17 protein-coding genes are annotated in these 26326 nt (G+C 52.1%); 16 read left to right on the forward strand and 1 reads right to left on the reverse strand.

The window, feature by feature from the left end; genetic code table 11:
• Position 1: 1 nt before the first annotated feature.
• From ACFFJP_RS05830 to ACFFJP_RS05885, 12 genes are all read left to right on the forward strand, one after another.
• Complete coding sequence (locus tag ACFFJP_RS05830) at positions 2-691, forward strand: hypothetical protein (RefSeq protein WP_377241385.1); 690 nt, start codon at positions 2-4, stop codon at positions 689-691.
• On the forward strand, positions 688-2637 hold the full coding sequence (locus ACFFJP_RS05835) for a hypothetical protein (RefSeq protein WP_377241387.1): 1950 nt from the start codon (positions 688-690) through the stop codon (positions 2635-2637). Before ACFFJP_RS05830 ends, ACFFJP_RS05835 begins: the two co-directional genes overlap by 4 nt.
• Positions 2634-3077: a hypothetical protein gene (locus tag ACFFJP_RS05840; protein WP_377241389.1), complete on the forward strand. Its 444-nt coding sequence runs from the start codon at positions 2634-2636 to the stop codon at positions 3075-3077. The genes ACFFJP_RS05835 and ACFFJP_RS05840 overlap by 4 nt, the downstream gene beginning before the upstream one ends.
• On the forward strand, positions 3074-3535 hold the full coding sequence (locus tag ACFFJP_RS05845; protein ID WP_377241391.1) for a hypothetical protein: 462 nt from the start codon (positions 3074-3076) through the stop codon (positions 3533-3535). The genes ACFFJP_RS05840 and ACFFJP_RS05845 overlap by 4 nt, the downstream gene beginning before the upstream one ends.
• An 11-nt stretch (positions 3536-3546) precedes the next feature.
• Positions 3547-5235, forward strand: a complete 1689-nt coding sequence (locus tag ACFFJP_RS05850) for an SGNH/GDSL hydrolase family protein (protein ID WP_377241393.1) — start codon at positions 3547-3549, stop codon at positions 5233-5235.
• A 257-nt stretch (positions 5236-5492) separates the two neighbouring features.
• A complete protein-coding gene (locus ACFFJP_RS05855) occupies positions 5493-8129 on the forward strand; it encodes a hypothetical protein (RefSeq protein WP_377241395.1) in 2637 nt (878 codons plus the stop codon).
• 159 nt (positions 8130-8288) lie between these two features.
• Positions 8289-9710: a hypothetical protein gene (locus ACFFJP_RS05860; RefSeq protein WP_377241397.1), complete on the forward strand. Its 1422-nt coding sequence runs from the start codon at positions 8289-8291 to the stop codon at positions 9708-9710.
• Entirely contained in the window at positions 9707-10162 is a 456-nt protein-coding gene (locus ACFFJP_RS05865; protein WP_377241399.1) for a GNAT family N-acetyltransferase, read from the forward strand. Before ACFFJP_RS05860 ends, ACFFJP_RS05865 begins: the two co-directional genes overlap by 4 nt.
• Complete coding sequence (locus ACFFJP_RS05870; RefSeq protein WP_377241402.1) at positions 10159-10983, forward strand: hypothetical protein; 825 nt, start codon at positions 10159-10161, stop codon at positions 10981-10983. Before ACFFJP_RS05865 ends, ACFFJP_RS05870 begins: the two co-directional genes overlap by 4 nt.
• Before the next feature lie 3 nt (positions 10984-10986).
• Positions 10987-11487: a hypothetical protein gene (locus ACFFJP_RS05875; protein ID WP_377241404.1), complete on the forward strand. Its 501-nt coding sequence runs from the start codon at positions 10987-10989 to the stop codon at positions 11485-11487.
• 2 nt (positions 11488-11489) lie between these two features.
• Positions 11490-12734: a hypothetical protein gene (locus tag ACFFJP_RS05880; protein ID WP_377241406.1), complete on the forward strand. Its 1245-nt coding sequence runs from the start codon at positions 11490-11492 to the stop codon at positions 12732-12734.
• A gap of 34 nt (positions 12735-12768) precedes the next feature.
• Positions 12769-20976, forward strand: coding sequence for an LPD38 domain-containing protein (locus ACFFJP_RS05885; RefSeq protein ID WP_377241408.1), 8208 nt, complete (start codon positions 12769-12771; stop codon positions 20974-20976).
• Here ACFFJP_RS05885 and ACFFJP_RS05890 read toward each other — a convergent pair whose 3' ends face one another.
• Entirely contained in the window at positions 20977-21192 is a 216-nt protein-coding gene (locus ACFFJP_RS05890; RefSeq protein ID WP_377241410.1) for a hypothetical protein, read from the reverse strand.
• Positions 21193-21388: 196 nt separating this feature from the next.
• Between ACFFJP_RS05890 and prfC the strand changes: the two genes are divergently transcribed.
• The 4 genes from prfC (at position 21389) to ACFFJP_RS05910 (ending at position 26262) form a co-directional block, all read left to right on the forward strand.
• Positions 21389-22987 (forward strand): peptide chain release factor 3, encoded by a 1599-nt coding sequence (prfC, locus tag ACFFJP_RS05895; protein WP_377241412.1) that lies wholly within the window; start codon positions 21389-21391, stop codon positions 22985-22987.
• Positions 22988-23013: 26 nt separating this feature from the next.
• Entirely contained in the window at positions 23014-24753 is a 1740-nt protein-coding gene (argS, locus tag ACFFJP_RS05900) for an arginine--tRNA ligase (protein ID WP_377241414.1), read from the forward strand.
• Positions 24754-24845: 92 nt separating this feature from the next.
• Positions 24846-25484 carry a pyridoxamine 5'-phosphate oxidase gene (pdxH, locus tag ACFFJP_RS05905; RefSeq protein ID WP_377243379.1) on the forward strand — a complete coding sequence of 213 codons (639 nt, stop codon included), beginning with the start codon at positions 24846-24848 and terminating at the stop codon, positions 25482-25484.
• Positions 25485-25725: 241 nt separating this feature from the next.
• Positions 25726-26262 carry a GNAT family N-acetyltransferase gene (locus tag ACFFJP_RS05910; protein ID WP_377241416.1) on the forward strand — a complete coding sequence of 179 codons (537 nt, stop codon included), beginning with the start codon at positions 25726-25728 and terminating at the stop codon, positions 26260-26262.
• The last annotated feature ends 64 nt before the right edge of the window (positions 26263-26326 follow it).

The raw sequence follows: 26326 nt of genomic DNA on the forward strand, positions 1-26326 counted from the left end.
CATGCTTAATCTGTGGGAACACACAAACCCTCTTGAGTCCGGAACTACGGCTCGGGCTGACCAAGTTAATTTTAAGTTTGATGGTATTGCGGTCAGTTTCAGAGGCATCGAAGAGTATCTGGATAAGCGAGTGATCAACCTTCCGCCATCATTTACCGGCAATGCTTACATCCCAAACAAGACGCTCGCTGATGCCATTGTTTGGTTCAATCCTGCCGGCGACATTGATGTGTATTCGATGACGGTTTTTCATCAGAACGTCACTGATACGGCCAGTAATGCGGCATCAGCGCTCGATAGCAAGAACAAGGCGGCTATCAGTGAGGCTAATGCCCGGCAATCAGAACTTTCAGCTGCAGCATCTGCAGAGCTGGCTCAAGGTGCAGCCGTCACCGTCGCTGGTTCAGCATTTTTTGCCAGCCTCTGGAATGCAGGAACTGGGGCTTTTCCGGCTCCACCAGGCTCAGGCGGCTCGAGCATGTGGCAGGCCAGTAGCAATGGCACCGGTGCAACCGCAGCCATCAAGGCAGGTGATCTGATTATTTGGGACATCATTGCCAGTACTTACCGGCACTTTGCCGGTGCAGCCCGGGTGATTGCGCTCGAAGCTCAGGTAAACACCCTCAACACCACTCTGAATGACCGCATCAACTATCTGGAAGCAATCGCACTGGCAGGTAACAAAGCATGATGAATCCCAATTTAAAAACGCAGGTTCAGGCGCGGATCAACGCCATCACCGGCGCGACTGCACTTAATGAACTGCTGCAGCTGCAAACTCAGTCCAGTGGCCTTGGTTGCGATACTTCGCTGCTCGATGCGCAGATCCAATCACGGCTCACGGCCATGAATGGTGCAACGCCGATTAACGACTTAACTCTGGGCGCATTGTTGGCGCAGGGCGGGAAGGGGCGTGCGTACTATCAGGTGCCGTTTGCGGTAGCTAAAGGTGACAAGCTCTATATCGATGCGTTCGGCACTGTGAAGCAACAGAAATCTGCGGGTAACGCCCTGATATCTGCCAATGCATTTACAAATGAATTCGGCCAATTGAACCACATCCCCATCCCAGAGCGGGCCAGTGTTGGCGGTGGTGACAGTCACGCTTCAGGTTTTGTGGTCCAGCTCAGTACCGGGAATTGGTTGATTGGTCGTTTTTACCGCGAGTCCAGTTCCAGTGGCGGCACGATTCGCCTAGTCGTGGTGAACAGCACATTTACGCAAATCATTACTGAAACAAAGTACAGCTACACAACCGATATGAGCTTGGCGGCAACCGGAAATAACCTGGTCGGCGTGCGTGAGGTTTCAGCTAACACTTTCCGTGTCTATATCCAAGCCACGGAGCCATCTACTGGCAACTACATTCACCTTGCATACTTCAGCCTGGCATACAACACCACCAGTCACGCGGTAACCGGCGCGTCAGGCGCCATCGTGCACAGCCTTAGCGGTGGCGCTCAGTGGGTGCAGAAGCGCATTTATCTGGCACAGGGTGACCGATATGTGTCGCTAACGGATAGCAGTAACCGCATCTATGCGCTTGACCTACAGGCCGGCACGCTTACCAACTACGCCACCATCGGCACCGCTGGAACTGGTGAAACACAATTCGACCAGGCGAATGGCACAAACGTCTGGGGCCGGGTGATCAACGCAGGGACTGCCATGCTGTATCGGGCAGATACCATTGCAACGCAGGCGCTACCCAGCAACCTTCTGGCGGATGGCTGCTTTGGCTCATCTTGGTCAGTCCGGCACATTGGGTCTGGTCGCTGGTTGTGTGTGAGCTCTACTGCGATCAAGCTGGTGAAATTCAATGCTGCTTACACCACGGCGGCAATTTACTCACTGGACTCGGCATTCCAGACACCATCCTCACTGAACATCGCAACCATCGTCGTAGATGGCAATAACTACACCATCGGCATTGGATTTGGCCCAGCGACATTATCGCAGGTCATCGCTTTCACTTGGGACGGCAACAGCGCGCCGACCAACTACCGGTCTGATGCAGGTTTCCGTGTTACAGACCGAGCAAACTTTGTGTGGCCGGGCTCAAGCAGTAATCAGTCAATGAGCCATGTGATCACGCCATCGCAGAAGGTTGTCTGTACCGCAAAGTCTGACGATGAAGCAAATCAGTCCCGCCTGATGATCCTGCGTATTGATTTAGCTGAGTACATGCCGCATGAAACGTCAGTTTTCGCGACATGCTTAACCGCTGCGGCATCAGGACAGCTTGCTGAAGTTGAGCTGACTGCAAATACAGAAGTCGTTGGCTCCGCCGGTGCGGCTTCATATTTTGGCAAGCTGCATCAGGGGTTGCTCACAACTCTGCCGGTTCGCGCACCGCGGATCAATGCAGACGTCTACTCCTATTCAGAAATGGGACCAGTCGACCAAGCGCTATTCCATCGCAGAGAACAATCTGTGCCATTGACTCAGGCCTATCTGGTATTGCCAGCAGATACCAGAACACTCTTTAGCGCAGGCGGCGACATTGCATTGCTCACTCCATTTTCGAAGTACGACTTTGCTGCTACGGCACTGAAGTACGTCCCGATTGCGACCAGAACTGTCTGCGCTGTTCGCACAGGAACATCCCCATCACTTCAAGCGCAGGAGACTTTATGATTGGTATTGTCGTTCCACCAGGGCAGCTGCCAGCGCCTCAGGTACGTCCACCGTCTTTCACTTACGCCAACCAGGCGGTAAGTATCAACGGACAGAGCCGGCCATTTTCGCCGGCTTTTTTCATTCATGAGAATGACCTGATCCGCATTGAAGCTGATCTGATGGATAAGGACGGCCAAGGCAATCTGTTTGTCACGCCATTCAGTACGTCGCATGAAATTGCAGCCCCGGTTGTTCCGCACGCGGGAGGCAAGCCGTTTGGTAATGACCGGTATTTCCGGACTGAAATCACGGCAGGCCATGTGGTTATGCAGGGCCGGTTACCGTCCGGCGACTGGAAGCTGCTGCCCGATCGCATCAATCAGTCCCTGAAAGAAATCAACGCGCCTTTCGAAGTGTCGCTGTCACCAATCACTTTCTTCGTGAGCACCCCAGCATGAGCCAGAGCCGAATCATCCAGCAGTACGTGCCGGTGATTTACGCCGGCTCATTAAAGCCTATCTCGCTGGCCATTATGGCCGCTGACCGCGTGTGGTACAGCCATGTGGCTTTTGACCTTGGCAGTCATGTCATCGAGGCGCGTGGCGGGCATGGCGTAGTAGAAACTTCAATTGAGGAATTCTTGCTGCGCTATGGCTGGATTAAGCGCGGTCTTTATCCGACTGCTGTGCATCCGGATGACTGTATCGCGCACGCACGAAGCCTGAAAGGCTGCGACTACGACGAGCAGCAAATCTTCCGCATGGCGGTTGGCAATGAGACTGAGGTTGATCTGGAGCCCCATAAGCTCATCTGCACCGAACTCATCGCCACCTGCTCACAAACCCCAAACCCAAAATACTGGCACCGGTATCGCGTCCGTGATGCGCTGCGCCATACGATTTTCACGACACCTTAGGAGCTGCCATTATGATCAATATGAAAGAAGCTATTCTCAGACTTAAGAATCTGGGAAACAACAGATACAGAGAAAGCGATGTTTCCGCAGCGATCAATCAGCTTAATGTGGTGGTTAAGGATGTCGCGGCATTAACGTATGGCATGACTAATGCGACCGTAAGGCCTACCAAGGTCTGCCTAATTGGTGACAGCCTGACTGGTTCTGGAACCAACCCAATACTGCCGCCTGGCACTGGCGCTTATTTAAATGCAACGGTTCTCACCAACTTGAATGGAGGAGCATACGCTGGCTGGATATCGCAGCAAGAGCTGATAGGTTCGGCGTCAAGCCCTTCTTTCAGCGGAGTCCTGAAAACGGACGGACTTGGCAACCTATCATGGAACTATAACGCTGAAGGTTTCGGCGAATGGATTGATGTATCAACCGGTGGTTTTTTCGTTATTCCATCTGGCGGTGGTGTCAACAATCTTTGCGTTAAGATCGTTAAAGCAAGGCAGAACCCCAACGCTGTGCAAGATACTATTTCATCGTTTGCAGCTTTCCCATCCGTTTTAACTGGCGGTGGGAATTTATACTCTGAGTTTCTAAAAGATGACATTGGCTTCGCGTGCTCTGTCAAAACGTGGGGGATTTCAGGCGACACCGCTGATGGCGTTGCATCCAGATACATGCAGATGGTCAACTACGAGGGACAAATCGACGCTATAGTTTTACTGATTGGCACGAACGATCAGCCAGCAAATACTGCGGCAGCCATAGATCTTTACGAAAAGGTATCTTTGTTGGTTGATCAGTTAGCAGAGCACTGCAAGGTGGTGTTCGTCGGTGGGACTTTCCCGCGGACAGATGTTTCTGCCGGCATCCAATCCGCACTGCTTTTTTACTCCGATTTGCTGCAAGAAAAATGCAGGAAGTCCAGCGGCAACTTGGTTTACTGGGATGCTTACAGCTACCTAGCTGACCCGGCAACTACAACCGGGGCATTGAAATCTTCAGCGTATCATACCGACAATTTGCACTTAATGCCTTATGGTGCATGGTTGGCGAAAAACGCTCTTGCGGATCAGTTAAGGCTTGCCCTTAACATAGCCAAGAACGACTACCCTCGTCGTGGTTTCGTGGCCTATAGCGAGGCAACTGGGGCTGGCAGTCTGAACGCAAACCCGTTATACCTTGGCTCTGGCGGCACTGGTTCTGGATCTAACGGGGTAACCGGTGTTGTGCCTGCCGGATGCTCTGCGGTCAGGAATGCCGGCACGCAAACGATGGCCATCAGTACTGTAAGTGGGATATCTCAAAACCAGCTTAGACTGACCATCGCTGGGTCCACCACGGCCAATGACTATCACGAGTTTTCGCAAAACGCCTTCCTGCCTGCCGTAACTGGAGGTTGGTCTAACAGATATGTCGTTTTTGAGCTTGACATGACAATTGAAGAGGCAAATTTGTTGAATACATTACAATTTGCTCTTGTTGCCACAGGAACTAAAAACATCAGCTATTGGAATCAAGGCTCTCGTGCGTTTAGTAACTTCAGCGGTGCTCAGGCTCACAGAATTACATTTAGGTCTGAACCAATGCTTGTGAGAGATCCAACCATAACCGCCTATAACATGCGACTGCGGGTAGGCTGCGGATCTGGCGGGAGCGCAATTGTCAGGATTGCGCGAATGGAAGTGATGGAGTGGAGGCCATAATCACCATTTACTTTTTTTGAAAACACCCCAAAAAAAGCCTGCCAACGCAGGCTTCTAAAACCGACACAACGCCACCAGGTTGATCTTCAACTAATTAGGCGTAATATTTACCCATACTGCCAGTAGTTCTGCCCATTCAATCCCGTTCCAATTTTCAGCACTCAGCTCAGGTAAAAATAAGATGATCAACACGACAACTCAGGCTCAGCCTGTAGGTGCCCTTTGCTATTTCACGCAAAATAAACGGACACAGACTCATGTCTAACTGGGTATCGTTAAGCACAAAAGAGTGGGTTGACGTATACGGCGCTCTTGGAATCTCTATCGGTCAGCCGCTAATGCTGCAAAACATAGGTCAAGCGCCTATCGCTATTTCGGTATCACCATTAGATCCAGTAGATCAGATCGACCACGTAGCCAAAGTTGATGAAGTGGTTAAAGTTGCGGCTGGAGCTTCTGGCTTGTGGGCTAAACAGTATCGTGGCCAGTCAGGTGAGGGGCTTCTGATTGGCAGGTCAAAGGTTGATTTTGACAAGGTGCAGGCATACCACGCCACCAATCAGATAGCGTCTGCCGATACGGAGGACTTGCAGGACCAAGTGGATGCGCTTAGGCGCTCGCACGTAAAGAATCTGAAGGCGCTACCGACTGACCCAAACACTGACACGATTTACAACGTGATCGGGTTTTACGCTGGCTCGTTCATTGGCGGCGGTCAGTTTATATGGAACCCTAGTAGAGCTTGGTCTGATCATACTGTCGGAACTGTTATAGCTTCCGGTTCACTAGCTTCATTTGATGGCACCCCATCATCAGTAGAAGCGTTCCTAGATTGGTCTGGCGTTGGTTCTGGATGCTTTGAAAGAATATACAGTGCCGGGGAGTTGCGATTTAGCTGGTTTTTGCCGCCTAGCGACGATGGAGTGAGCGTTGGGAAGGCTCTTAGAAACATCAATAGATCTATCACTGATGGGCAAACGTTGCTCATCGACGGGAGATATCCATATCCAGAGCTTTACGGTAGCTTTCTCAATCAATTTGAGGCTGGTCAGGCAATTACGGCAGACAATGTAAAAGTATTGGGTGGCATCTTCTATAGAAAATCAACGTCAGCAGATTACGCAATTATCTTTGACGCCTGCGAGGGCGCTGTTTGTGAGTCTGTGTCATTTTTTGGCACTTCCACAGAGTTTGAGGCGGCAAAGTCTGCGCTGCACTTTAGGAATTGCACCGGATGGAAAGCTGTAAACAATTACTTTAAAGGTATCGGAGATGCAACAATTCGTTATGCAAGAGGGGCATTTCTTCCGCCGCTTCCAGCTGAGCTGCTAAGTTTTGATGGCGTAATCTCAGGCAACACGTTTATAGAAAGCAGCCAAATAACATCTAATAACACAGGCGCAAGAAATGTAGTAATCACCGGAAACACATTCAGGTCTGTGTTTACGTGCCTAAAAGTGACGGCTCGGAATGAGGACGTTCAGGGAAAAACCCTGTTCACTGGCAATGTTATTGATGGTGCTCATAGCATTTCTGAGGTACAAGGTGGTGGCAATGTAACCATAACTGGAAACTCAGCTAGGAATATACAAAGAGCACTGCAGGTTGTTCCAAGCGAAACTGGGTGGATTGGAGATGGTCTGGTTGGGAATTATAACGTCATATTTACGGGAAATGATGTTGCATTTTCATCTGATGCAATATCTCCTTTCTACATAACGCACGAGCAGTCAATCAATCAAGGTGGTGTGCTAATTGTCACAAACAATGAGATAGATGGCTCACTTATCGAAACCCCTACAGATGTTTTTCAGTGTTACTGCGCAACAGGCGGAGCGCTAATTACAGACCCGTTCAGCAGAATTGATTTTAGCGGCAACAAAATCAAGGGTGGGTTCCTGTCGCTAACCAATTTTGGTACGTTTTCAAATCAGTTTAAAATATCAAGCGCAAGAATATCGGTGTGCGGTAACGAGTTTGACGCATGTACTAAGCTTTTTCAGGGGTTTTTCTCAATTGATGGATCTATTGGCGGGAAAATATCAATTAACAGAAATAGCGGGGCCGTCACTTTAAAAGGCTCAGATTTTGTAACTGCTACCGATAATACGCTAATTGAGCGATTTGAGATGGTGCAAAACACAATATACCTTAATGGCGCAAGTGATGCGGTAAACATTGCCCAAAACAACAGATTGCTATCAAAAAATTCCTACATAAAAGAAAATCAATTTGATGTTGCACCAAATTGCACGGGCGTAATAGTCAGGCTGATTGCGCCAACGACTGACCGCTCAAATGAGATTGGCGCTAAGCTGGTGCTAACTGACAACTTAATGATTGCCGAGTCCGACTATGCAGATGTTGCATCATCGCCGAGGATGTTATACATCGGTTCATCTGGTGCCGGCGCGCAGAATTTTGATCTTGTTTCTCGCGGGAATATTTCAAAGAATAGAAACGGCAGAGCATGCCGAAGTGACAATGCTGCATACTCAATCGTTTTGGAAGATATTGTAAAACAAATTGCATACGACGCGAGGCGCGATGATTTATATGTTGTGATGACCACCAAGCAGGATCTCGGCGATGGCGATTATCGCACAGTGGTAGTATATTCAGATCGAACATTCCGCTCGTACGGGAAAAGCACAAATAAAGTGGCCAACAGCTTTAATCTAAGCATTGGTGTAACATCAGCCGGTGTTGACGACTTTTCTGTTACAGTGCTACCTATTACATCGCTAAAAGTAACAACACGAGAAATAGCAAGAACAGCATCATCAGTTGCTGTGCGTTTCGATAACGCTGGAGTGGATATTAGCCCGCAGTTTAATTTTTTGGTATTTGGAATTGTAAGTGTTGGGCAATTTAATTCGATTATCGGGATATAAAAGCAAACCGGAGTTGCGTTATACGTTATGGCTTAAGTGTTATTGAAAAGTCTTGCTAATCCACCAGGTTGATCTTCAACTAATTAAGCGTAATATTTATCCATACTGCACACAGGTCCGCCCGCTCAATTTTTCAGCCTTTTCGCTGAGGTAAAAACCATGCAAACAACAACCACCAGCCCGGTGAAAGCCGCGGTTGATATTGCCTATTTGCCGCCGGAAAAGGCGGGTAACAAGCGGATCTTCCCCGCGCCGGCGCAATCTGGGCAGACAGTTCAGGCGAAGCCTTCAAACACTGCACCAGAATACTCGCAGGGCGCATCGGCTTCGGTGCTGCCTGGTGATGAAAATCCGGATAAGCCGATGTCCGGCACTGGGCGCGGCCTTCTACAAACGCTTGGGCAGCAGGTGCCGGCTAATACACCGCAACAACCAAAGCCTGACGAAACGGGCGCACAAATGACAACCGCTGCACCTACAACAGCACAGTCTACGGGCCTGCTAAAAGCTGCAGTGCAGCAACAAGGCGCCAGCCAGCCAGTGCAGATGCCAAGTTTTGAATACAAGCCTGTCGCTGGTGAAGCCATTAAAAATGCGCCGACGATGACAGTGCCCACTGCTGCAACAGTGCAAGGCACATTTACCAAGGACGGTTACACCGGCGTGCAGGGCAACACCAGCTTTAACTACAAGCCGGGCGCAGATTCTCTGGTTGAAAATCGCGTTGCCGGTTTGCTGGATCCAAGCAGCGCCATCATGCGCAAGGCCAAGGCAGAGGCAGATCAATATGCAGCCAGCCGTGGCCTGCAGTCATCGAGCATTGGCAGCGAAGTAGCCCTGTCTACGATGGTCGATAAGGCCATGCCGATCGCAACTCAGGATGCCAACACCTACAACCAGGCACAGCAATTAGGCTGGCAACAGGGCTGGCAATCCGGCGAAAACAATCTGGGTCGAACGCACGATGCTGCTATGGCGGACAAGCAGGGTCAGTACCAGACCAATCTGCAGAACACTCAGATCGCGGCTAGTGCCGCTGAAAGTGCCGCAAATCGCCAGATGCAAGCTGAACTGCAGCAGCTGCAATACAAGCAGCAGCTTGGTCAGCTCGACGCTCAAGGCCAGCAGCGGATGCAGGAACTGAACGCGCAGGTGCAAAGCAGTGCGTATCAGCAGGAACGTGGCGCACAGCTCCAAACCGAGCGGGATAAAATGCTGCAGGATATGTCGAATCAGACCATGGATAAGCAGTATCTGCAGCAGCTGGAGTTGACGCGGGTTCAGTATGACCAAGCTGATAAGACGTTCATGGCGCAACTGGAAGCGGGCAAGCAGGCTGAGTACCGCAATGCCGTATCGACCGCTTACAACAATTATCTACAGCAAGTGGGTTCAGTGTGGGCGGATCCAAATATGACTGCAGAGCAAAAAGCGGCCGGAGCTGCCTACCTGCAGCAGCAGCTGGATGCGCACCGCAAATCTCTTGAAACGCTGTACCTGGTCACCGGCACCGGTTCAACCACGGCGCCACCAACCGGCACCAGCAATCCGACCAACCCACCAATGACAACAAAACCATGATTCGATTTGGCACACATGCGGACATCCCTGCGATGCTGGCGATTGGCAAACAGGTGATTGCACAGGCTAAAAGCCTGAACTGCGAAATGGATCCGGACCTTGCTGCCAAAACCATCCGGCAGGCACTGCACCATCGAAAGCACGCAGTCTTTGTTGCGGAGAAGGCCGGCAATGTTGTCGGCTTTTTTATTGCGATGCAGGACCAGTTCTGGTTTTCCAAAACTCACTATGCAACGGATCTGGCGTTTTGTGTCGCGCCAGAACATCGGGACCAAGCAGTTTGGCTTCTGCGCCGGTTTATCCGCTGGTGCCAGGAACACAGCATTTCTCACATCCAGCTCGGCCTCAGTACCGGTCTGGACATCGAAGGCCGCACCGGCCAGCTCTATGAGGCGCATGGCTTGAAGTTGGTCGGCGGTATCTATTCAACAACATTTCCGGAGGCCACATGAGCGGTCTGGTTAAAGGCGTGAAAAAGGCATTCAAATCTGTCACCAATGTGGTGAAAAAAGTCGTGAAGTCGAAGGTGTTTAAAGTCGTGGCCGTCGCTGCGCTTGCATACTTTGGTGGAGCGGCAATCACATCAATGATCGGAGGCGGCACGGCATCGGCTGGTATTGGCTCTGCCTGGGGAGGTTTGCAGGGGGCCGGTAGTGCGCTTATGTCTGGTAACGTCAGTGGCGCATTCTCTGCACTCAGCAACGGATTTACAGCCGCTGGTGCAACTCAGGCAACAACTTTTGCCGGTGGTCAGGCCGCAGCGCAAAGCGCAATTGCAAGTAATGCAGCTGCCACAACAGCCGCGGCAGCCAACTCAGCAGTCCAAGCAACTACACCGGGTCTGACATCAACGACAACCTCTTTAACCACGCCCGGCTTGGAGAGTATGAAGGTGGGCGCCAAACTTGGCTTGGACACCACAGCACAATCATTGATCGGCCAGAGCACAACAGAGGTGGCGAAAACCGGATTGCTTGCTGGCTTGGGTGATGCCAGCAAAGCAGCACTCATCACCAGCGGCGTAAACCTCGGTGGCCAGATGATCCAAGGTTATGCCCAGCAGAAACAAGCTGAAGAGCAGGCCGCGAACCGGGATTACTTTGGCGTCAACGGCAAAGGTGAAAAATCCACTCTGGCAGCGCCGGGCCTGCTTAATCCGGCCAACATCATGCCAAATAATCCGGTTCCACAGCTGCAGCCTCTGAAGTCACTGGATGACCTGATTGCCAGACAGCAGCAGACCGTCAGCACATACAAAAAATGGGGAGTGTAAGCCGTGGATGAAACGATGCAACAAGATGAAGTGCAGGCAACGCCAGAAGAAGAGGCGCAACTGGAGCAGGCTTTCGACATCGCCATTGAGGTGATCCACGCCCCGGGCAAAGCCGGTGACAACATCGCCAGCATGGTGCTCGATGCCAAAGAGATCCAGCAAGGCATGGGCCAAGCAGTGGCCACGGTACTTATCACTGTCGAAAAGAAAATGCAGCTGACCGACGATGTGAAGCTGGCACTGGCTGAGCAGATCACTGATGAACTGGCAGCGATGGCCATTCAGGCTGGCGCAATCGCCGAGGATGAGCTCAACGACCAGATGGTCGACGCCATCGCCAGTCATGCGATGAGCACCTATTTATCGATCAAGGAACAATTGGGCGAACTGAATAAAGACGAGCTTTCAGCCAACGTGCAGGAAGCTCAGGCATTCATGGGCCAACAACAGAAACCAGCATCACCAGCTAAATCTGGTGGCCTGCTGCAGCGTGCGCGGGGGTAATCATGGCAGCAATGGGTTTATTGCAAGGCTTTGGCCGGGGGCTCAGCCAGGGGGCTGAGTTGTTGAACCGCGGCATGGCGGAAGATCGCGAAGTCGAGCGGCAGAGATTGCGTGAAGAATCAATGAATGCACGCTGGAAGCGGCAGGAAGAGCGAGAGGATGCTCGGTACAGTGACGAGAAGAAGTACCGGGAAGACCGCAGCAAGGTCGAGGATAAACGCTATATCGACCAAAAAGCTGCACAGTCAGCTGCGACCAAGCAAGCTCAGACTAATGCCGATCGCTCATACAATCTGCAAGAGCGCCAGTTGAGCGCAGCCGAAGAAGCGCGCCGGGCTCAACGCATTGAAGAAACGCTGAACCGGATCCAGACCAAATACAGCCGCGAAGGTGAACAGATTGATCGGAAATATGACCGGCTGCTGGACAAGGCTGAAACGCCTGAAGAGAAAGATGCGCTGTATCTTCAGCGAGACAATGAACACAAAACGCTCGGTTCAAAGTTAAACGGTGAAATGCTGCCAGCTTTGAAGTCGTTTGGTGATGGCCTCAAGGGCACATCATACGCTTCATATCTCGACGTACTGGCTGAAATGGGTAAGCCAAAGCCAGAGGAAAATCCAAATAAGGGGCAAATCGCTGAGGGCAACATTGATCTGACAAAGCGGCCTGTCGTTAAAAATCCTGACGGAAGCATTAGCACTGTTCGTTCTATATCAGTAGGCTTTGATGATGGCGAGTATCTAATACCCACTGTATCGGAAGATGGCCGGATCATGTCTGAAAAGGAGGCTATTGAGTATTTCAAAAAAACCGGCAAGCACCTTGGGATTTTCAAGACCCCACAAGATGCCACCGCTTATGCTGAAACTCTACACAATCAGCAGGCAGCGATGCACTCATCGGTACCAGCGCCATCAAACCGCGTTGATGCTGTAAATAACGTGCTGAATCAACCGGGGCCGCAGCCAGCGCCAACAGCTGCAGGCAATCCAATGCCAACGCCGGGCCTTTTAAAGCCTGGATTTAGTTCAGGGATCCAATCAGGAATGTCTGGGTATAACCGCCCTGCAATGATTGATGATTCAAGTATCACTCCGCTTCAGCAACTTACTACAGCTGCGGGTCGGGCAGTCGTTGGAACCAAGACAGGACTACTCATGGATGGGCTTGAGTATCTGCACAATAACGCGATCCAACCAGCATGGGCGTGGGCAAACACTCCAAACAATCAAGGCCGCAAATAAGCGGCCTTTTTCTTACCTGTAAACAGGAACAGATATGGCTCTGAATTTTTACCAGTACACCAAGTCAGCAGATAAGTACGGCCCAATTGCACAGCCTCAACCAGTCAAGTCATCTGAACCCGGCTTGCTCGGTAACATGGGCCGCAGTGCTGCCTCAGGCACATTGTCTGGCGTGGGCGGTATCTTTGATATGGTTGGTGCAACAGGCGTTGCCAAGCAGTTCTATGGTTGGTCTGATGATGCTCGGCAAAGCATGTCGGCTGAAGCTCAGACGGATATGGCAAAACCGTTTTTCAGCGAGAATGACCAGGGCGAAATTCAGCTGGGGGAGGGGCTCACCGATTTAGATACATGGCTTCTGACCATGGCGAACGTGGCAGGCCAATTTGCGCCAACTGCTATTCCCGGTGCGGGCCTTGCCAATGCCGCAACCAAAGCACTCAAGCTCGGTGAAACCGGCGCCAAAATTGCCACTGCTGTTGGCATGGGGGCGACTGGTGGTGCATCAGCGACCGGTCAGGGCATGGAGCAAGCGCGGCAGGAATGGAAACAGATGCCGGATGAACTCAAACTGCAGTCTGATCTGTTTAAAAACACAATCCGCGAAATGAAGCAGAAGCAGCCGGATCTGGATGGCGAAGCGCTGTGGACTGCTGCTGAAGACACCGTGGCGGAACGCTTGGCCTCTGAAGTACAGACAGATCCAAAAGTGCTGATGGCTAACTTTGCAGGTTCAGCAATTGCGGATCCAATCATTGGTCGGGCATTGACCGGTGCGCGTCTGGCGAAATCCGGCGCATTCCGCTCAGCCGCCAAAGGTTTTGCGATTGAAGGTAGCACTGAAGCCGGTCAGGCAGCAGTTCAGGAATACGGCATTAATCAGGCGCTGTCTCAGGTCGATGGTCGTGATCCTATGGATGGCGTGGCTATTGCCGCATTAAATGAAGGTGTCGCCGGCGGTACGCTCGGTGCTGCAGCTGGTGGTGTCGGTGGTCTACTGAACCGCAAACAAGCCGAGCCGGTTAAAGATCCGGAGGCTGATGCTATCCGCGATAAGAACCCAGACTTGGCCAGTGCATTTGATAGCGTTGCTCAGTCTGCTGCACAGCGCGAAGCGGATCTGCAAAGTATCATCGGTGGCATGCCAGCCATCAGCCAGCCAGCGTTGGAAGGCGAACTATTGGATCCGGAACAGCTTGCCGGCGCGAACTACAATCCAAACCAAATCGGTATGCAGGCCCGTATCAGTGGCCCGACAATCCCGCGCATCAATCAGAAAGATGTCATCTTTGCCGCCGATGGCCGCACCGAAGCTGAGCGAAATCCAGCAATGGAAGGTGAGTGGTTAAGTCCTGAGCAGCGTGCAGCGAATACAGCAGGCTTTATTGAAAATGCACCGATTGATCTGGAATCTGAGCAGGTCAAACAAGCAAAGGCCGAAATGGAGCGGATGCGAAACGAGCCGCGCCAAATCACGGATAAAAACGTGATCTTTGCCGGTGACGGTCGGCCACAGCAAGCGGCGCAGGAGTTCACCGATAACCTGCAGCGCCAAGCCAACCAGGCTGCATCAGTGCCGCGTTTACCACAGAAAGACATTATCTTTGCCGGCGACCAATCCGGTGTGCGCGTCAAAGGCAATGGCGAGGTTTACAAATCACCGCGTGAAGCTATGACCAGCAAGCAGGCCCGGGCGATGAAACGCAGCGGGACACCAGTTGAAGCTGTTCAATTCGGTGATGGTTGGGGCTGGCGCGTGAAGGAATCACAGCCGGACCAGCACGTAGAGCAGGCGCAGGAGCAGCCGGAAGTGCAGCCAGCACAAGAGGTGCAGCCGGCGCCGGTACAAATGAAGAAGTCAGGCGACCCGTTCAAAACTGAAAAAGAAATGAAGATCAGCGCCAGCTATAAAGCTGCAGCCACCACAGGCGCAGAGCTGGAAACGGTACCGGTCGATGGTGGCTTTGGGTTCCGTGTGAAGCCTGAGCCGGCGCGAGCAGCACAATTACAGCCAGCCATCCAAGCCCGACCAACCGGCAAGCAAGCAGTGGCCACAACTCCGGCCGGCCGCGATATCGATGTTGAATACCAGGTTGTCGAAGCGGATTCACTGGTGACATCCAATCTGGAAGATGGCCGCAGTAATCCCGATTTCCCGGCAGAACTGCAGCCGCGTGACCGGAGCCGTGCTGCAAGTCAGGATCAAATCAACCGTATCGCCGGCGCTGTAAATCCGCGCCTTCTGGCTGAAAGCGCAACGACATCGGACGGCGCACCAATCATTTCAGCCGATGGCATTGTTGAGTCTGGCAACGGGCGCAGCCTTGGCCTTCGAAAAGCATACCGGCAAGGTGGTGCTGAAGGTTACCGACAGTTTTTAACTGACAGCGGCTTTGACATTGAAGGCATGAAGCAACCGGTACTGGTGCGTGTGCGCCGTACAGAGCTGTCACCAGAGGACAGACTGGCTTACATCAAAGAATCAAACCAGCGCACTACGCTGGAAATGTCAGCTACTGAGCAGGCTGCATCTGATGCGGCGAAGATGTCAGGCGTGGTTGCCGACTATCAAGGCGGTGAAATCACATCCGCTGAAAACCGCAGCTTTGTGCGCAAGTTCATGCAGAACGTAGCCGGTGAAGCCGAGCGCGGTGGCCTGATGGACTCAAGCGGCGTGCTGTCACAAAATGGCCGGCGCCGGATTGAAGCAGCTCTATTATCTGCCGCCTATGGCGATGATGGCATTGTGGCTGAAGTATTTGAAAGCGGTGATACCGATATCAAAGCGATCGGCGGTGCACTGCTTGATGCTGCAGGCAAGTGGGCGCAGATGCGCAATGCAGAGCGTGATGGCATGATTGCAGATGGCATGGACGTTACCCCGTTCCTTCTTGAAGCGGTGAACCTGATCCGGCGCGCACGCGGCGAGGGCAAGGCACTGATTGAGCTGGTCAGCACTGATGATATCTTTAGTGGCTCATTGCCTGATGCAACCCGCGCCTGGTTGTCTATCTTTTATCGTGGCGATACGCTGTCACGCGCTCGCGGTCGTGATAAGGTTGCAGAGTACTTAATTGGCTATGCAAATGAAGCATTAAAAACACAGCCTGGTGATGGGCTTTTCGGTGACGTTGTAACGTCAGACCAAGTAATGGGAGCGCTTAATGAGCGAATCACAAACCAAGAAGGCAGCGGCGCCAAGCAAGGCGGATTGTTCACCACTGGCAATGCAGATAATGGTGAAGCTGGGCCGGGAACGAGCCGAGAAGGACAAGGATCCAGTGCTGAACGCGCTAATGGACCAGATCGAGAGCAACCAGAAAAGTCAGCAGTAGCAGCTGAACCAACTACCCAGACCCCGGCCGATGCCGGGGTTTCTGTTTCTGGGCCTGTTGAACGAATTGATGACTTTGGCGAGAAGCTCGGTGGCGCCCGCAAAGATGTTTGGGGCGGATTCTCTGAAGCTGTCAGCAGCGAGCTTGATACAAGAGAACTGCCGCTGTCCAAATCATTCCCAGAACCAGACTATGTGAAGATGGCTGCTGATGGCGTATCTATGGAAACGCTGGCCATTATCGCGGCTATGCGCTCTGAAATTCCAGCCAAGCCGCGAGTCTCATACAAGGTAAGGCGCTGGGCTGAGAAGGTTGATGTGTTGCGTAACTTTGCCCGGGATCTGATTGGCGGAGAACTGACGCCTGAACAGGTGATTGCTGCCATGTCAAAAGGCGGCGGTGAGCTTCAGGCTATTGCTGATGCCATTCCGGCTATCGCACAGGCCAATCCAGAAACCATCAAGCTGGCTGCCAAATACCGGATTGGTTCTGGAACGTTCAGCATCTTCCGAGGCAAACAATACAGCCCATCAAAAACATTTTACTACCCACAAAATGGCCGGTCCGAAATGCTGGATCTGGCCAGTCCGGATAAGCAGGGCGCGCTGGATAACCTGGTGAAACTAATCAAGGTTGAGGCCGCGGCGAATCCTGATACTGCAGGGCAGAAGCAAAGTAAGATTTCTATCTACAGCGACCGCTATACCAAGCAGGCATACCTTGGGTGGGCAGGCGGCAGCGGTGTGTTACGGATCCAAAATTTTGATACCGTCAATGAGGCGCGTGAATATCTGAAATCCAACCGTGCTGATGTGGAAGCAAAACTGAAGCAGCTTAAACAGGTACCTGAAATGCGCCGGCCAGAGAACCGAAAACGGGTCGGGCCTCCGCGCTACGCAGGCAGTATCACGCCAGCAATTTTTGCTGATACTTTTGGCTTCAGAGGCGTGGAGTTTGGCAACTGGGTTGAGCAGGGTAAACGCCAGAAGGATCTAAATGAAGCCTATGATGCGCTGATGGATCTTGCTGATGTGCTGGGTGTTCCGCCAAAGGCACTCGCATTAAATGGCGAGTTAGGCATGGCCTTTGGTGCTCGGGGTAAAGGCGCAGCAACAACTATCAAAGCTGCAGCACACTACGAGACTTCTTATGTCGCCATCAATTTGACCAAAGAGTCAGGGTCTGGTTCGTTGGCTCACGAATGGTGGCATTCGGTTGATAACTACTTTGCGCGACTGTCCGGCAATCCGAATAGCTTTGTCACCGAAGGCGGCAATATCCGTGGTGGTGATATGCGGCAGGAGGTGCGGGATGCTTTCACCTCACTCATTCAGGCTATTCGAAAAACCAAGATGTTCCAACGTGCATCAACACTGGATTCACGGCGGAGTAAGGCTTACTGGTCGTCAGAAATCGAAGCGTCAGCCAGATCCTTTGAAACATTCATCATTGCGGAACTGGAAGCCAAAGGGTTTAGCAATGACTACCTGGCGAACGTAGTTGATCCGGATGTTTGGGGTGCAATCGAATCTGCTGAGCAGACTTACCCATACCCAACCACGGCTGAGCAGGAGATCATCAATCCAGCATTCAGGTCGTTCTTTGACACGCTGCAGACCAAAGAAACTGACAAAGGCGTCATGCTGTTCAGCAAACAAAACACCATCAAAGCCAAGCCGGCTAAAGGTGTGAACGCGAAGCTGGCCAAGCAGTTTATTGCCGGCATCATGCAGCGCCTGAACGGTGCGGCGGGGATTAAGGTGGTTGTACTTGAGACGCAGGCCGAAGCTGAAAAGCTGTGGCAGATGTCGCTATCTGGTGACCTGGTACGTGGCGCCTACAACCGGGCAACCAACACCGCTTATGTGATTGCTGAAAACATCAAATCAATGGATGAACTGCGGGAAGTAGTGGCGCACGAAGTGATTGGCCATGGTGGCTTGCAGAATGTGATCAGCAAATCGGATTACGCAGCGTTCATTGACCGACTGAAGCAAACTCGGAGCAATCCCGCCTTTGCTGAGCAGTGGGCTCAGATTGACAACGACTATGAGGGCTTTAGCGAAAACGACAAAGCCGAAGAACTGTTTGCCTATTTTGTTCAGAACAAGCCTGTAACCGGCCCGGTGAAGTTGTGGTTCAACGCCCTGAAGCGATTCCTGCATAAAGCTCTGGTGTCGGTTGGCTTGGCCAAAGCCGGTGATCCGGATATCGAGGCGATGCAGGATATGCTGGAATCGATTCGCTCCGGCTTTATGTTTGGCCGAAGCGGGGAAGCCGATAGCACTGGATCTGAGTTGGCATTCAGCAAAGCACGCACCACTGAACAGGCCGATGCTCTGGACAAATTGGGCCTTGGTGAAGAAGCCGCAGAGACTGTGGCTGAGCAGGCGAAGCGCCGGGCAAATGAAACCGTCGACACGCTGAAAAGCAGCTCATTCTGGAAGCGCCTGAACGAAGGTATTTTCGATGGTCTGGCCGGTATCAAGCAGGCTGAGGAAGCTGCCGGCATTACGGATCCGAACAAGCAAGGTTATGTGTCTGCCCGCCTGGCGTCCGGCCTGTCCGATATTCTGCATGGTGTATTCCACTACGGCGCGCCTGAATGGCGTGATGGTTTAGTGCAGCGCAAGGCTGATACCAAAGGCTTGTTGGAAGTGTTCGGCATGCTGGGTGATGACCTGAACGATTGGCTGGCATGGATGGGGGCCAATCGCGCAGAGCGCCTAATGGCTGAAGGTCGCGAGAACAATCTGAGTCAGGCGGATATCGATGAACTCAAGGCGATGGCTGCAGGTAAAGAAGCCTTATTCGAGCAGGTGCGGCAGGAATACAACAAGATCAACAGTTCCATCATTGACCTCGCTGAAGAGGCTGGGCTTTTGAGTGCTGAGCAGCGCGGCGGCTTTGATGAAGAATGGTACGTGCCGTTTTTCCGCAACATGGAAGAAGAAGTGGATCCGGAAATGTCCGGCATTGCCGCAATGGTCCACGGCCCGCGCAGTCGCAAAGGTATCGCTGGCCAATCAGCACAAATCAAAGAGCTGAAGGGCGGGCGCCAGTCCACCAAAGACTTGCTGGAAAATATCATCCATCGCCAGTCGACCATGATTGATGCAGCCATCAAGAACAAGGCGATGGCTGAAGTGGTAAGCAATCTGGAAGGTACGCCATTCATGCAGGCTGTAGACAGCCCGGATATTGCGGCGCTGAGCCAGACCGAGTTGAACCTGCTGCAGAAAGTGAAGGTGATGCGTAACGGTAAAGCTGAGGCTTATACAGTCACGGATCCGGCGCTGCTGCGTGGCCTGCTGCAAATCCACACCATTGGCAATCAGTCACTTTTCAACCGCATGGCCCGCAGTGCTAAGCGGTTCCTGACGGCGGGCATCACACTGTCTCCTGATTTCATCATCAAGAACTTTGTGCGCGATGCGGCTCATGCCTGGATGATCAACAAAGACGGTTTCAGGTTTGGTGCCGACTCGGTGAAAGGTTTGCGCAAAGCATTTGCCGAAGATGAAGCATATCGGGATCTGATTTTCTCCGGTGCAGCGTTCCAAGGTGGCTACGTGCACGGCGCGGATCCGGAAGCTGCAGCACAGCAGATCCGGCGCGCACTGCGCAGCAAGGGACTTGGCGAGAAGGATATCCAGTCATACATGGACAGCTTGATCACCAAAGGCGGCGAACTGCTGGAGGCGTACCGCACTGCGTCAGATAAGGTGGAGAACGCCAACCGGCTGAGCACCTACGAAGCAGCATTGGAATCGGGCAAGTCGCGCCGGCAAGCCGCATATGAAGCGAAAGACCTGATGGATTATTCACTGAAAGGCAACTTTGCGTTGATTGGCACCATGATTGATATGCTGCCTTTCTTCAATGCCCGGTTGCAGGGTATGAGCAAACTGGTGCGTGCCATGAAAGCCGGTGACGGTGACCGTGTATTGAAAGTGCTGAGCGCCAATCTGGCAATGAAGGGTTTGAAAGTTGCCGCGTTTAGCCTGGCACTTGCGGCCATGAACGATGACGACGAGCGGTATCAGGAGCTGCCTGATTGGGATAAGGACGCAAACTGGCACTTCTTCATCGGTGATGAGCACTTCCGGATCCCGAAACCGTTTGAGCTGGGTATTCTGTTCGGCACCATGCCTGAGCGGATGTTCCACTACGCAGCCGGTTCACAGCCTGGCGGCGACTTAGGCAAAGCCGCGGCGCATGCTGTCTGGAATACGCTGGCCTTAAACCCTATCCCGCAACTGGCGCTGCCAGTCGTTGAAGTAATGACGAACAAGTCATTCTTTAAAGGTAGTCAGATTGAAGGGATGGGCGATGCACAGCGTCAACCGGAGGACCGGTACAACGCTTACACCAGTGAAACGGCCAAGCAAATTGGCGCGGCATTCGGGGTGAGCCCGAAAATGGTTGAGCACTTAATCCTTGGTTACACTGGTACGCTCGGCGGTTATGTACTCGGCATGTCCGATATTGCTGCGCGGCAGATGCTGGGCATTGAGGCGGCAGATACACCAATCAGTCGATATCCGGTGATTAAAGCGTTCTACCAAGGCGATGCACCTAAGACTGCAACCAAGTTCCAGGATGAGTTCTACAAGGCACTGGAAGAATCGACCGAAGCATACGGCAGCTATAAGCGTGCAGTAGAGGAAGGTGATGTGGTGCGCCAGCAAGATCTGAAGGAATCAGAGTCACAAGCGCTCGGCGCCCGGGTTCAGTTGAACCGGATCCAGCGCAAGCTAAGTGAACTGAATAAACAGGCTGAGCTGGTTAACAACAACCAGAACATTAGTGGAGCAGAGAAGCGGCAGAAGCTGGACGATATTGCGAAGCGGAAAAACGCGCTGTATCAGAATGCCTATGTGCGGCATAAGCTGGGTGAGTGGTGATCACCCAGCAATAATAAGGACAACCATTCCAATCAGGCCAGATAGTAAAAACAGGCTTTCAGCTTGTTCGCGCTGTCTGGCTCCTTTCTTCCCGCCCCAATCCCCGAAGCCGATGTAAAGGCCAATGCCGATCATCGGCATCCCAATCAACCAGGTCAGATTCTGGCCGGCCGCAAAACCGACGATCACTAAAGCAAGCATGATGATGATGTGCATTGCAGGCGCTCATTTGCATAACGAAGGTGTTTAACTATGCCTATGGTTTATCCAAGTTCAAGATCTCGAGCAATCGAATTGAGATACCCGGAGATAAATTTCAATCAAGGGTGCTGGTCTGGTAAAATGCGCGCCATGTTTCATAGGTACTTTGACTGCTGACTACATAGCGGTGTACATAAATTAAGAATTTGATATGGCAAACCAAGATTTTCTAAATGAAATCAATAGTCGACGCACATTTGCGATCATCTCTCACCCGGACGCCGGTAAAACCACGATAACAGAAAAAGTGCTGTTATTCGGACAGCTGATCCAGAAAGCTGGTACCGTCAAAGGTAAAAAATCCGGTCAGTACGCCACGTCTGACTGGATGGAAATGGAAAAAGAGCGCGGGATCTCGGTCACCACATCTGTGATGCAATTTCCGTATGCTGATTGTCTGGTCAACCTGCTCGATACTCCAGGCCACGAAGACTTCTCGGAAGATACCTACCGTACACTGACCGCAGTCGATAGCTGCTTAATGGTGATCGACGGCGCCAAGGGTGTTGAAGAGCGCACCATTAAGCTGATGGAAGTCACTCGTTTACGTGACACACCCATCATTACTTTTATGAACAAAATGGACCGCGATATCCGCGATCCGATTGATTTGCTTGATGAAGTGGAAAGCGTACTGAAAATTGCCTGCGCGCCCATTACCTGGCCTATTGGCTCAGGCAAAGAATTCAAAGGCATTTATCACATCCTGCGTGATGAAGTGATTTTCTACAAATCCGGTATGGGCCACACCATTCAGGATGTCGACATCATCAAAGGCATCAACAACCCTGAATTAGATGCCCGTATTGGTTATTTTGCTGCTGACCTGCGCGAGCAAATGGAACTGGTGCAGGGCGCCAGCCATGAATTTGATCGTGAAGCCTTCTTAAAAGGCGAGCTGACGCCGGTGTTCTTTGGTACTGCACTCGGTAACTTCGGTGTGGACCATATGCTCGATGGCCTGACTGAATGGGCGCCGGCACCGCAACACCGCGCGACTACTGGCCGTACTGTCGAACCAACGGAAGAAGGCTTCTCTGGTTTTGTGTTTAAAATTCAAGCCAATATGGATCCGAAACACCGCGACCGCGTGGCGTTTTTACGCATCTGCTCCGGTAAGTATGAAAAAGGCATGAAAATGCACCATGTCCGCATCGGTAAAGATGTACTGGTGCCGCATGCGCTGACATTCCTCGCCGGCGACCGTGAACATGTCGAAGAAGCATTTCCGGGCGACATCATTGGCTTACACAACCATGGCACCATTCAAATCGGTGACACTTTCAGCTCTGGCGAGAAGTTTACTTTTACCGGTATTCCAAACTTCGCGCCTGAACTGTTCCGCCGGATCCGTTTACGTGATCCGCTGAAACAAAAGCAATTATTAAAAGGGCTGGTGCAACTGGCCGAAGAGGGCGCGGTGCAGGTGTTCCGGCCGCTGGATAACAACGATTTGATCGTCGGCGCCGTTGGTGTGCTGCAGTTTGACGTCGTCGTGCACCGCTTGAAATCGGAATACAACGTTGATGCGATTTATGAAAGCGTCAACGTCAGCACGGCGCGTTGGGTCTATTCAGAAGATGGCAAAGCGCTGGAAGAATTTAAGAACAAGGCCAGCACCAATCTGGCGCTCGATGGCGGTGACAATTTAAGTTACCTGGCCCCGACTATGGTGAACCTGAACCTGGCGATGGAACGGCATCCGAAGATCCGTTTCCATAAAACCCGTGAACACGCGCACGCCGGTTAATTTCAAGGTTTTACACAGGATACGAAATGAATATCAAACAGTTATTGGCCGCCAAAACGCAGGCCGCAATGATCAAAGTCGGTTTGCCGGCGGATACCAATACCGCGGTGACGCAAAGTACCAAAGTTGAATTTGGTGATTACCAGATTAACGGCGCTATGGCTGCTGCCAAGTTGTTAAAAACCAACCCGCGCGCGTTAGCGCAGCAGCTGGTCGATGTATTGGAATTGGCTGATATCGCCGACAAAGTCGAAATCGCAGGTCCGGGTTTTATCAACGTGACATTAAAACCGGACTGGCTGGCAACTCAGTTGCAACAGGCGGTGGCAGACCCGCGTTTGGGCGTCAGTGCCAATACGGCGCCGCAAACGGTGGTGGTTGATTATTCCGCGCCAAACCTTGCTAAAGAGATGCACGTCGGCCATTTACGTTCCACGATCATCGGCGATGCGGTTGTGCGCGCGCTGGAGTTCTGGGGTGATACCGTCATTCGGCAAAACCACATGGGCGACTGGGGCACGCAATTTGGCATGCTGATCGCGCATTTGGAAGACAAGTTGGCCGCAGGTGTTGATTTGGAAACTGTGGCGCTGGCGGACTTAGAAGATTTCTACCGCGAAGCGAAAAAACGCTTTGATGACGAAGCTGGTTTTGCCGACAAATCGCGTGATTATGTGGTGAAACTGCAAGGCGGCGACGCCCACTGTCAAAAGCTGTGGCAGTTGTTTATCGATACGTCAGTCAAGCACAGTGAAGAAGTGTACCGCACGCTCAATGTGACTTTGGGTCATGACCACATCAAGCCGGAATCGGCATATAACCCGATGTTGCAGCCGATTGTTGATGATTTAAAAGCCCGTGGCATTGCGGTGGAAGATCAGGGCGCTTTAGTGGTGTTCCTGCATGAACTGGCTGATAAAGAAGGCAATCCGTCGCCTTTTATCATCCAAAAAACCGGTGGCGGCTTTTTATATGCCACCACCGATTTAGCGGCCTGTCAGTATCGCAGCCATGAACTCAATGTCGACCGTATCATTATTTTCACCGACGCCCGCCAGGCGCTGCACTTTAAACAAGTGGAACTGGTGGCGCGTAAAGCCGGACTGCTACGCGCGGAAACTGCCTACGAGCATTGCCCGTTTGGCACTATGATGGGCGAAGACGGTAAGCCGTTTAAAACCCGTACCGGTGGCACCGTTAAACTGGCAGAACTGCTGGAGGAAGCGGTCGTTCGCGCTGAAGCCGTAGTGAAGGGCAAATCGACAGAATTATCTGCCGAAGAAATCGCCGAAGTTGCGCGTAAAGTTGGCATTGGCGCGGTAAAATTCGCAGATCTGTCAAAAAACCGCACTTCAGACTACATCTTCAGCTGGGACGCCATGCTGAGCTTTGAAGGCGCAACTGCACCTTACCTGCAATATGCCTACACCCGCGTCAGCAGTATCTTGCGCCGCGCCGGCATCAGCGACAGCTTCAGTGCGACTTTACAACTGGCTGAACTGCAGGAAAAACAACTGGCGCTCAAAGTGCTGCAGTTCGAAGAAACGCTGCAACAGGTGATGAAAGATGCGCAGCCAAACCTGCTGTGTAATTACCTGTATGAACTGGCGAGCCAGTACATGAGTTTTTACGAGGCCTGCCCAATTTTAAAAGAAGGGATTGAACCAGCGCTGCGTGACAGCCGTTTAATGCTCAGTATTATGGTAGCAAAATTGCTGGCCAAAGGTCTGGACCTGCTCGGCATCGATGTGATGGAGCGGATGTAAGTTCTTAAAAGGCTGGTGCAAACCGGCCTTTTTTCTGCCAATGGTCTGCCACGGTTCAATCAATTACCGGCAAATAGGAAGCTTTGATGAGTGTGAATGTCGCGGATATCCGCCGTAGTTATATCAAGGATAAGCTCGATCTGGATAAGTTAAATCCGGATCCTTTTGTACAGTTTGAAGGTTGGCTGAAAGACGCCATCGCGGCCGAATTGCCGGATCCAACGGCGATGTGTGTGGCCAGTGTCGATGCCGATGGCCAGCCGTCGCAGCGCTTGGTGTTACTAAAAGATATGAGTACCGCCGGATTTGTGTTTTACACCAACCTCGGCAGTCGCAAAGCGCAGGAGTTGGCCGGCAATCCGAAAGTCTGTCTGCATTTTCCGTGGCATCCGCTGGAGCGTCAGGTCATTGTTTATGGCACTGCCGAGCGGGTCCCAACCTCTCAGGTGTTGCATTATTTCACCTCAAGACCGAAAGAAAGCCAGCTCGCTGCCTGGGCTTCTGAACAAAGCCGGCCGGTGTCGACCCGTCTGGCGCTGATGCAGAAATTCGCCGAGATCAAACACAAGTTCGAACACGGTGAAGTGCCGGTGCCCAGTTTCTGGGGCGGCTTCTTGGTCAAACCACACAAAATTGAATTCTGGCAGGGCGGTGAACACCGCTTGCACGACCGTTTTATGTACAGCCGGCAAGCCGATGGCAGCTGGAGTATCGAGCGGCTGTGCCCATAGTCTGTGGATAGTCACAACAAGCCACTGCGCAGCGGATAAAAATGCCACGCAGTGGCTGTTCTCTGCAGCGCTGTTGATTGTGATCTTGTCTGGCCGTGACGCGGTCCCGCCAACGGCAAAATGCCTTGCATAGTTTCTGTACCACGTTCAATCCGTCAACACAGAGTTTTCAGGGGCCGACTTGTTTTCCTTGTCGCCATTCCACTAAGCTGGCCCGAATTTTTCGATTTGGAACAGTTAAATGAGTCAGTTACAAACCGTACTGAATGGTCAAACTCTGCAGTTAATTCCGTTACAACCTGAGCATTGGCCCGCTCTGATGCAAGCTGCCAGCGACCCGCTGATTTGGACTTTGCATCCGGAGCCTGAACGTTATAAACCCAACGTATTCCGGCCGGTGTTTGACGGTGGTCTTACCAGTGGAGGTGCTTATCTGATCTGCGATAGACAAAGCGGCGAGGTGCTTGGCACCAGCCGGTACTATGAGTTTGATGCGGCGCAGCAGGAAGTAGCGATTGGTTATACCTTCTTGGTGCGGTCTCGCTGGGGCGGTGCGACCAATACTGAATTAAAACATCTGATGCTCACGCATGCCTTTAGTTTTGTGAATACAGTTTGGTTTCATGTCGGCGAGTACAATTTACGCTCGCGCCGCGCTGTGGAAAAACTGGGCGCGATCTATACCCATACTGACATCACGTCACCCACCGGTGTCGCGCGGGCGACAGTGTTTTACCGCCTCGACCGGACGACCTGGCTGGCGCAGCAGCAGGCCTAGCGTTTGATAGCTTGCGTCCCGATCTAAAGTGCGCTCTGACAGAGAAAGCATCACGTCATCACAC

This window comes from Rheinheimera tilapiae, from assembly GCF_042432165.1.
GTDB lineage: Bacteria > Pseudomonadota > Gammaproteobacteria > Enterobacterales > Alteromonadaceae > Pararheinheimera > Pararheinheimera tilapiae.

Coding starts and splice junctions, on each gene's coding strand:
- ACFFJP_RS05830 (WP_377241385.1), top strand. CDS start 2: ATGCTTAATCTGTGGGAACACACAAACCCTCTTGAGTCCGGAACTACG.
- ACFFJP_RS05835 (WP_377241387.1), top strand. CDS start 688: ATGATGAATCCCAATTTAAAAACGCAGGTTCAGGCGCGGATCAACGCC.
- ACFFJP_RS05840 (WP_377241389.1), top strand. CDS start 2,634: ATGATTGGTATTGTCGTTCCACCAGGGCAGCTGCCAGCGCCTCAGGTA.
- ACFFJP_RS05845 (WP_377241391.1), top strand. CDS start 3,074: ATGAGCCAGAGCCGAATCATCCAGCAGTACGTGCCGGTGATTTACGCC.
- ACFFJP_RS05850 (WP_377241393.1), top strand. CDS start 3,547: ATGATCAATATGAAAGAAGCTATTCTCAGACTTAAGAATCTGGGAAAC.
- ACFFJP_RS05855 (WP_377241395.1), top strand. CDS start 5,493: ATGTCTAACTGGGTATCGTTAAGCACAAAAGAGTGGGTTGACGTATAC.
- ACFFJP_RS05860 (WP_377241397.1), top strand. CDS start 8,289: ATGCAAACAACAACCACCAGCCCGGTGAAAGCCGCGGTTGATATTGCC.
- ACFFJP_RS05865 (WP_377241399.1), top strand. CDS start 9,707: ATGATTCGATTTGGCACACATGCGGACATCCCTGCGATGCTGGCGATT.
- ACFFJP_RS05870 (WP_377241402.1), top strand. CDS start 10,159: ATGAGCGGTCTGGTTAAAGGCGTGAAAAAGGCATTCAAATCTGTCACC.
- ACFFJP_RS05880 (WP_377241406.1), top strand. CDS start 11,490: ATGGCAGCAATGGGTTTATTGCAAGGCTTTGGCCGGGGGCTCAGCCAG.
- ACFFJP_RS05885 (WP_377241408.1), top strand. CDS start 12,769: ATGGCTCTGAATTTTTACCAGTACACCAAGTCAGCAGATAAGTACGGC.
- ACFFJP_RS05890 (WP_377241410.1), bottom strand. CDS start 21,192: ATGCACATCATCATCATGCTTGCTTTAGTGATCGTCGGTTTTGCGGCC.
- prfC (WP_377241412.1), top strand. CDS start 21,389: ATGGCAAACCAAGATTTTCTAAATGAAATCAATAGTCGACGCACATTT.
- argS (WP_377241414.1), top strand. CDS start 23,014: ATGAATATCAAACAGTTATTGGCCGCCAAAACGCAGGCCGCAATGATC.
- ACFFJP_RS05910 (WP_377241416.1), top strand. CDS start 25,726: ATGAGTCAGTTACAAACCGTACTGAATGGTCAAACTCTGCAGTTAATT.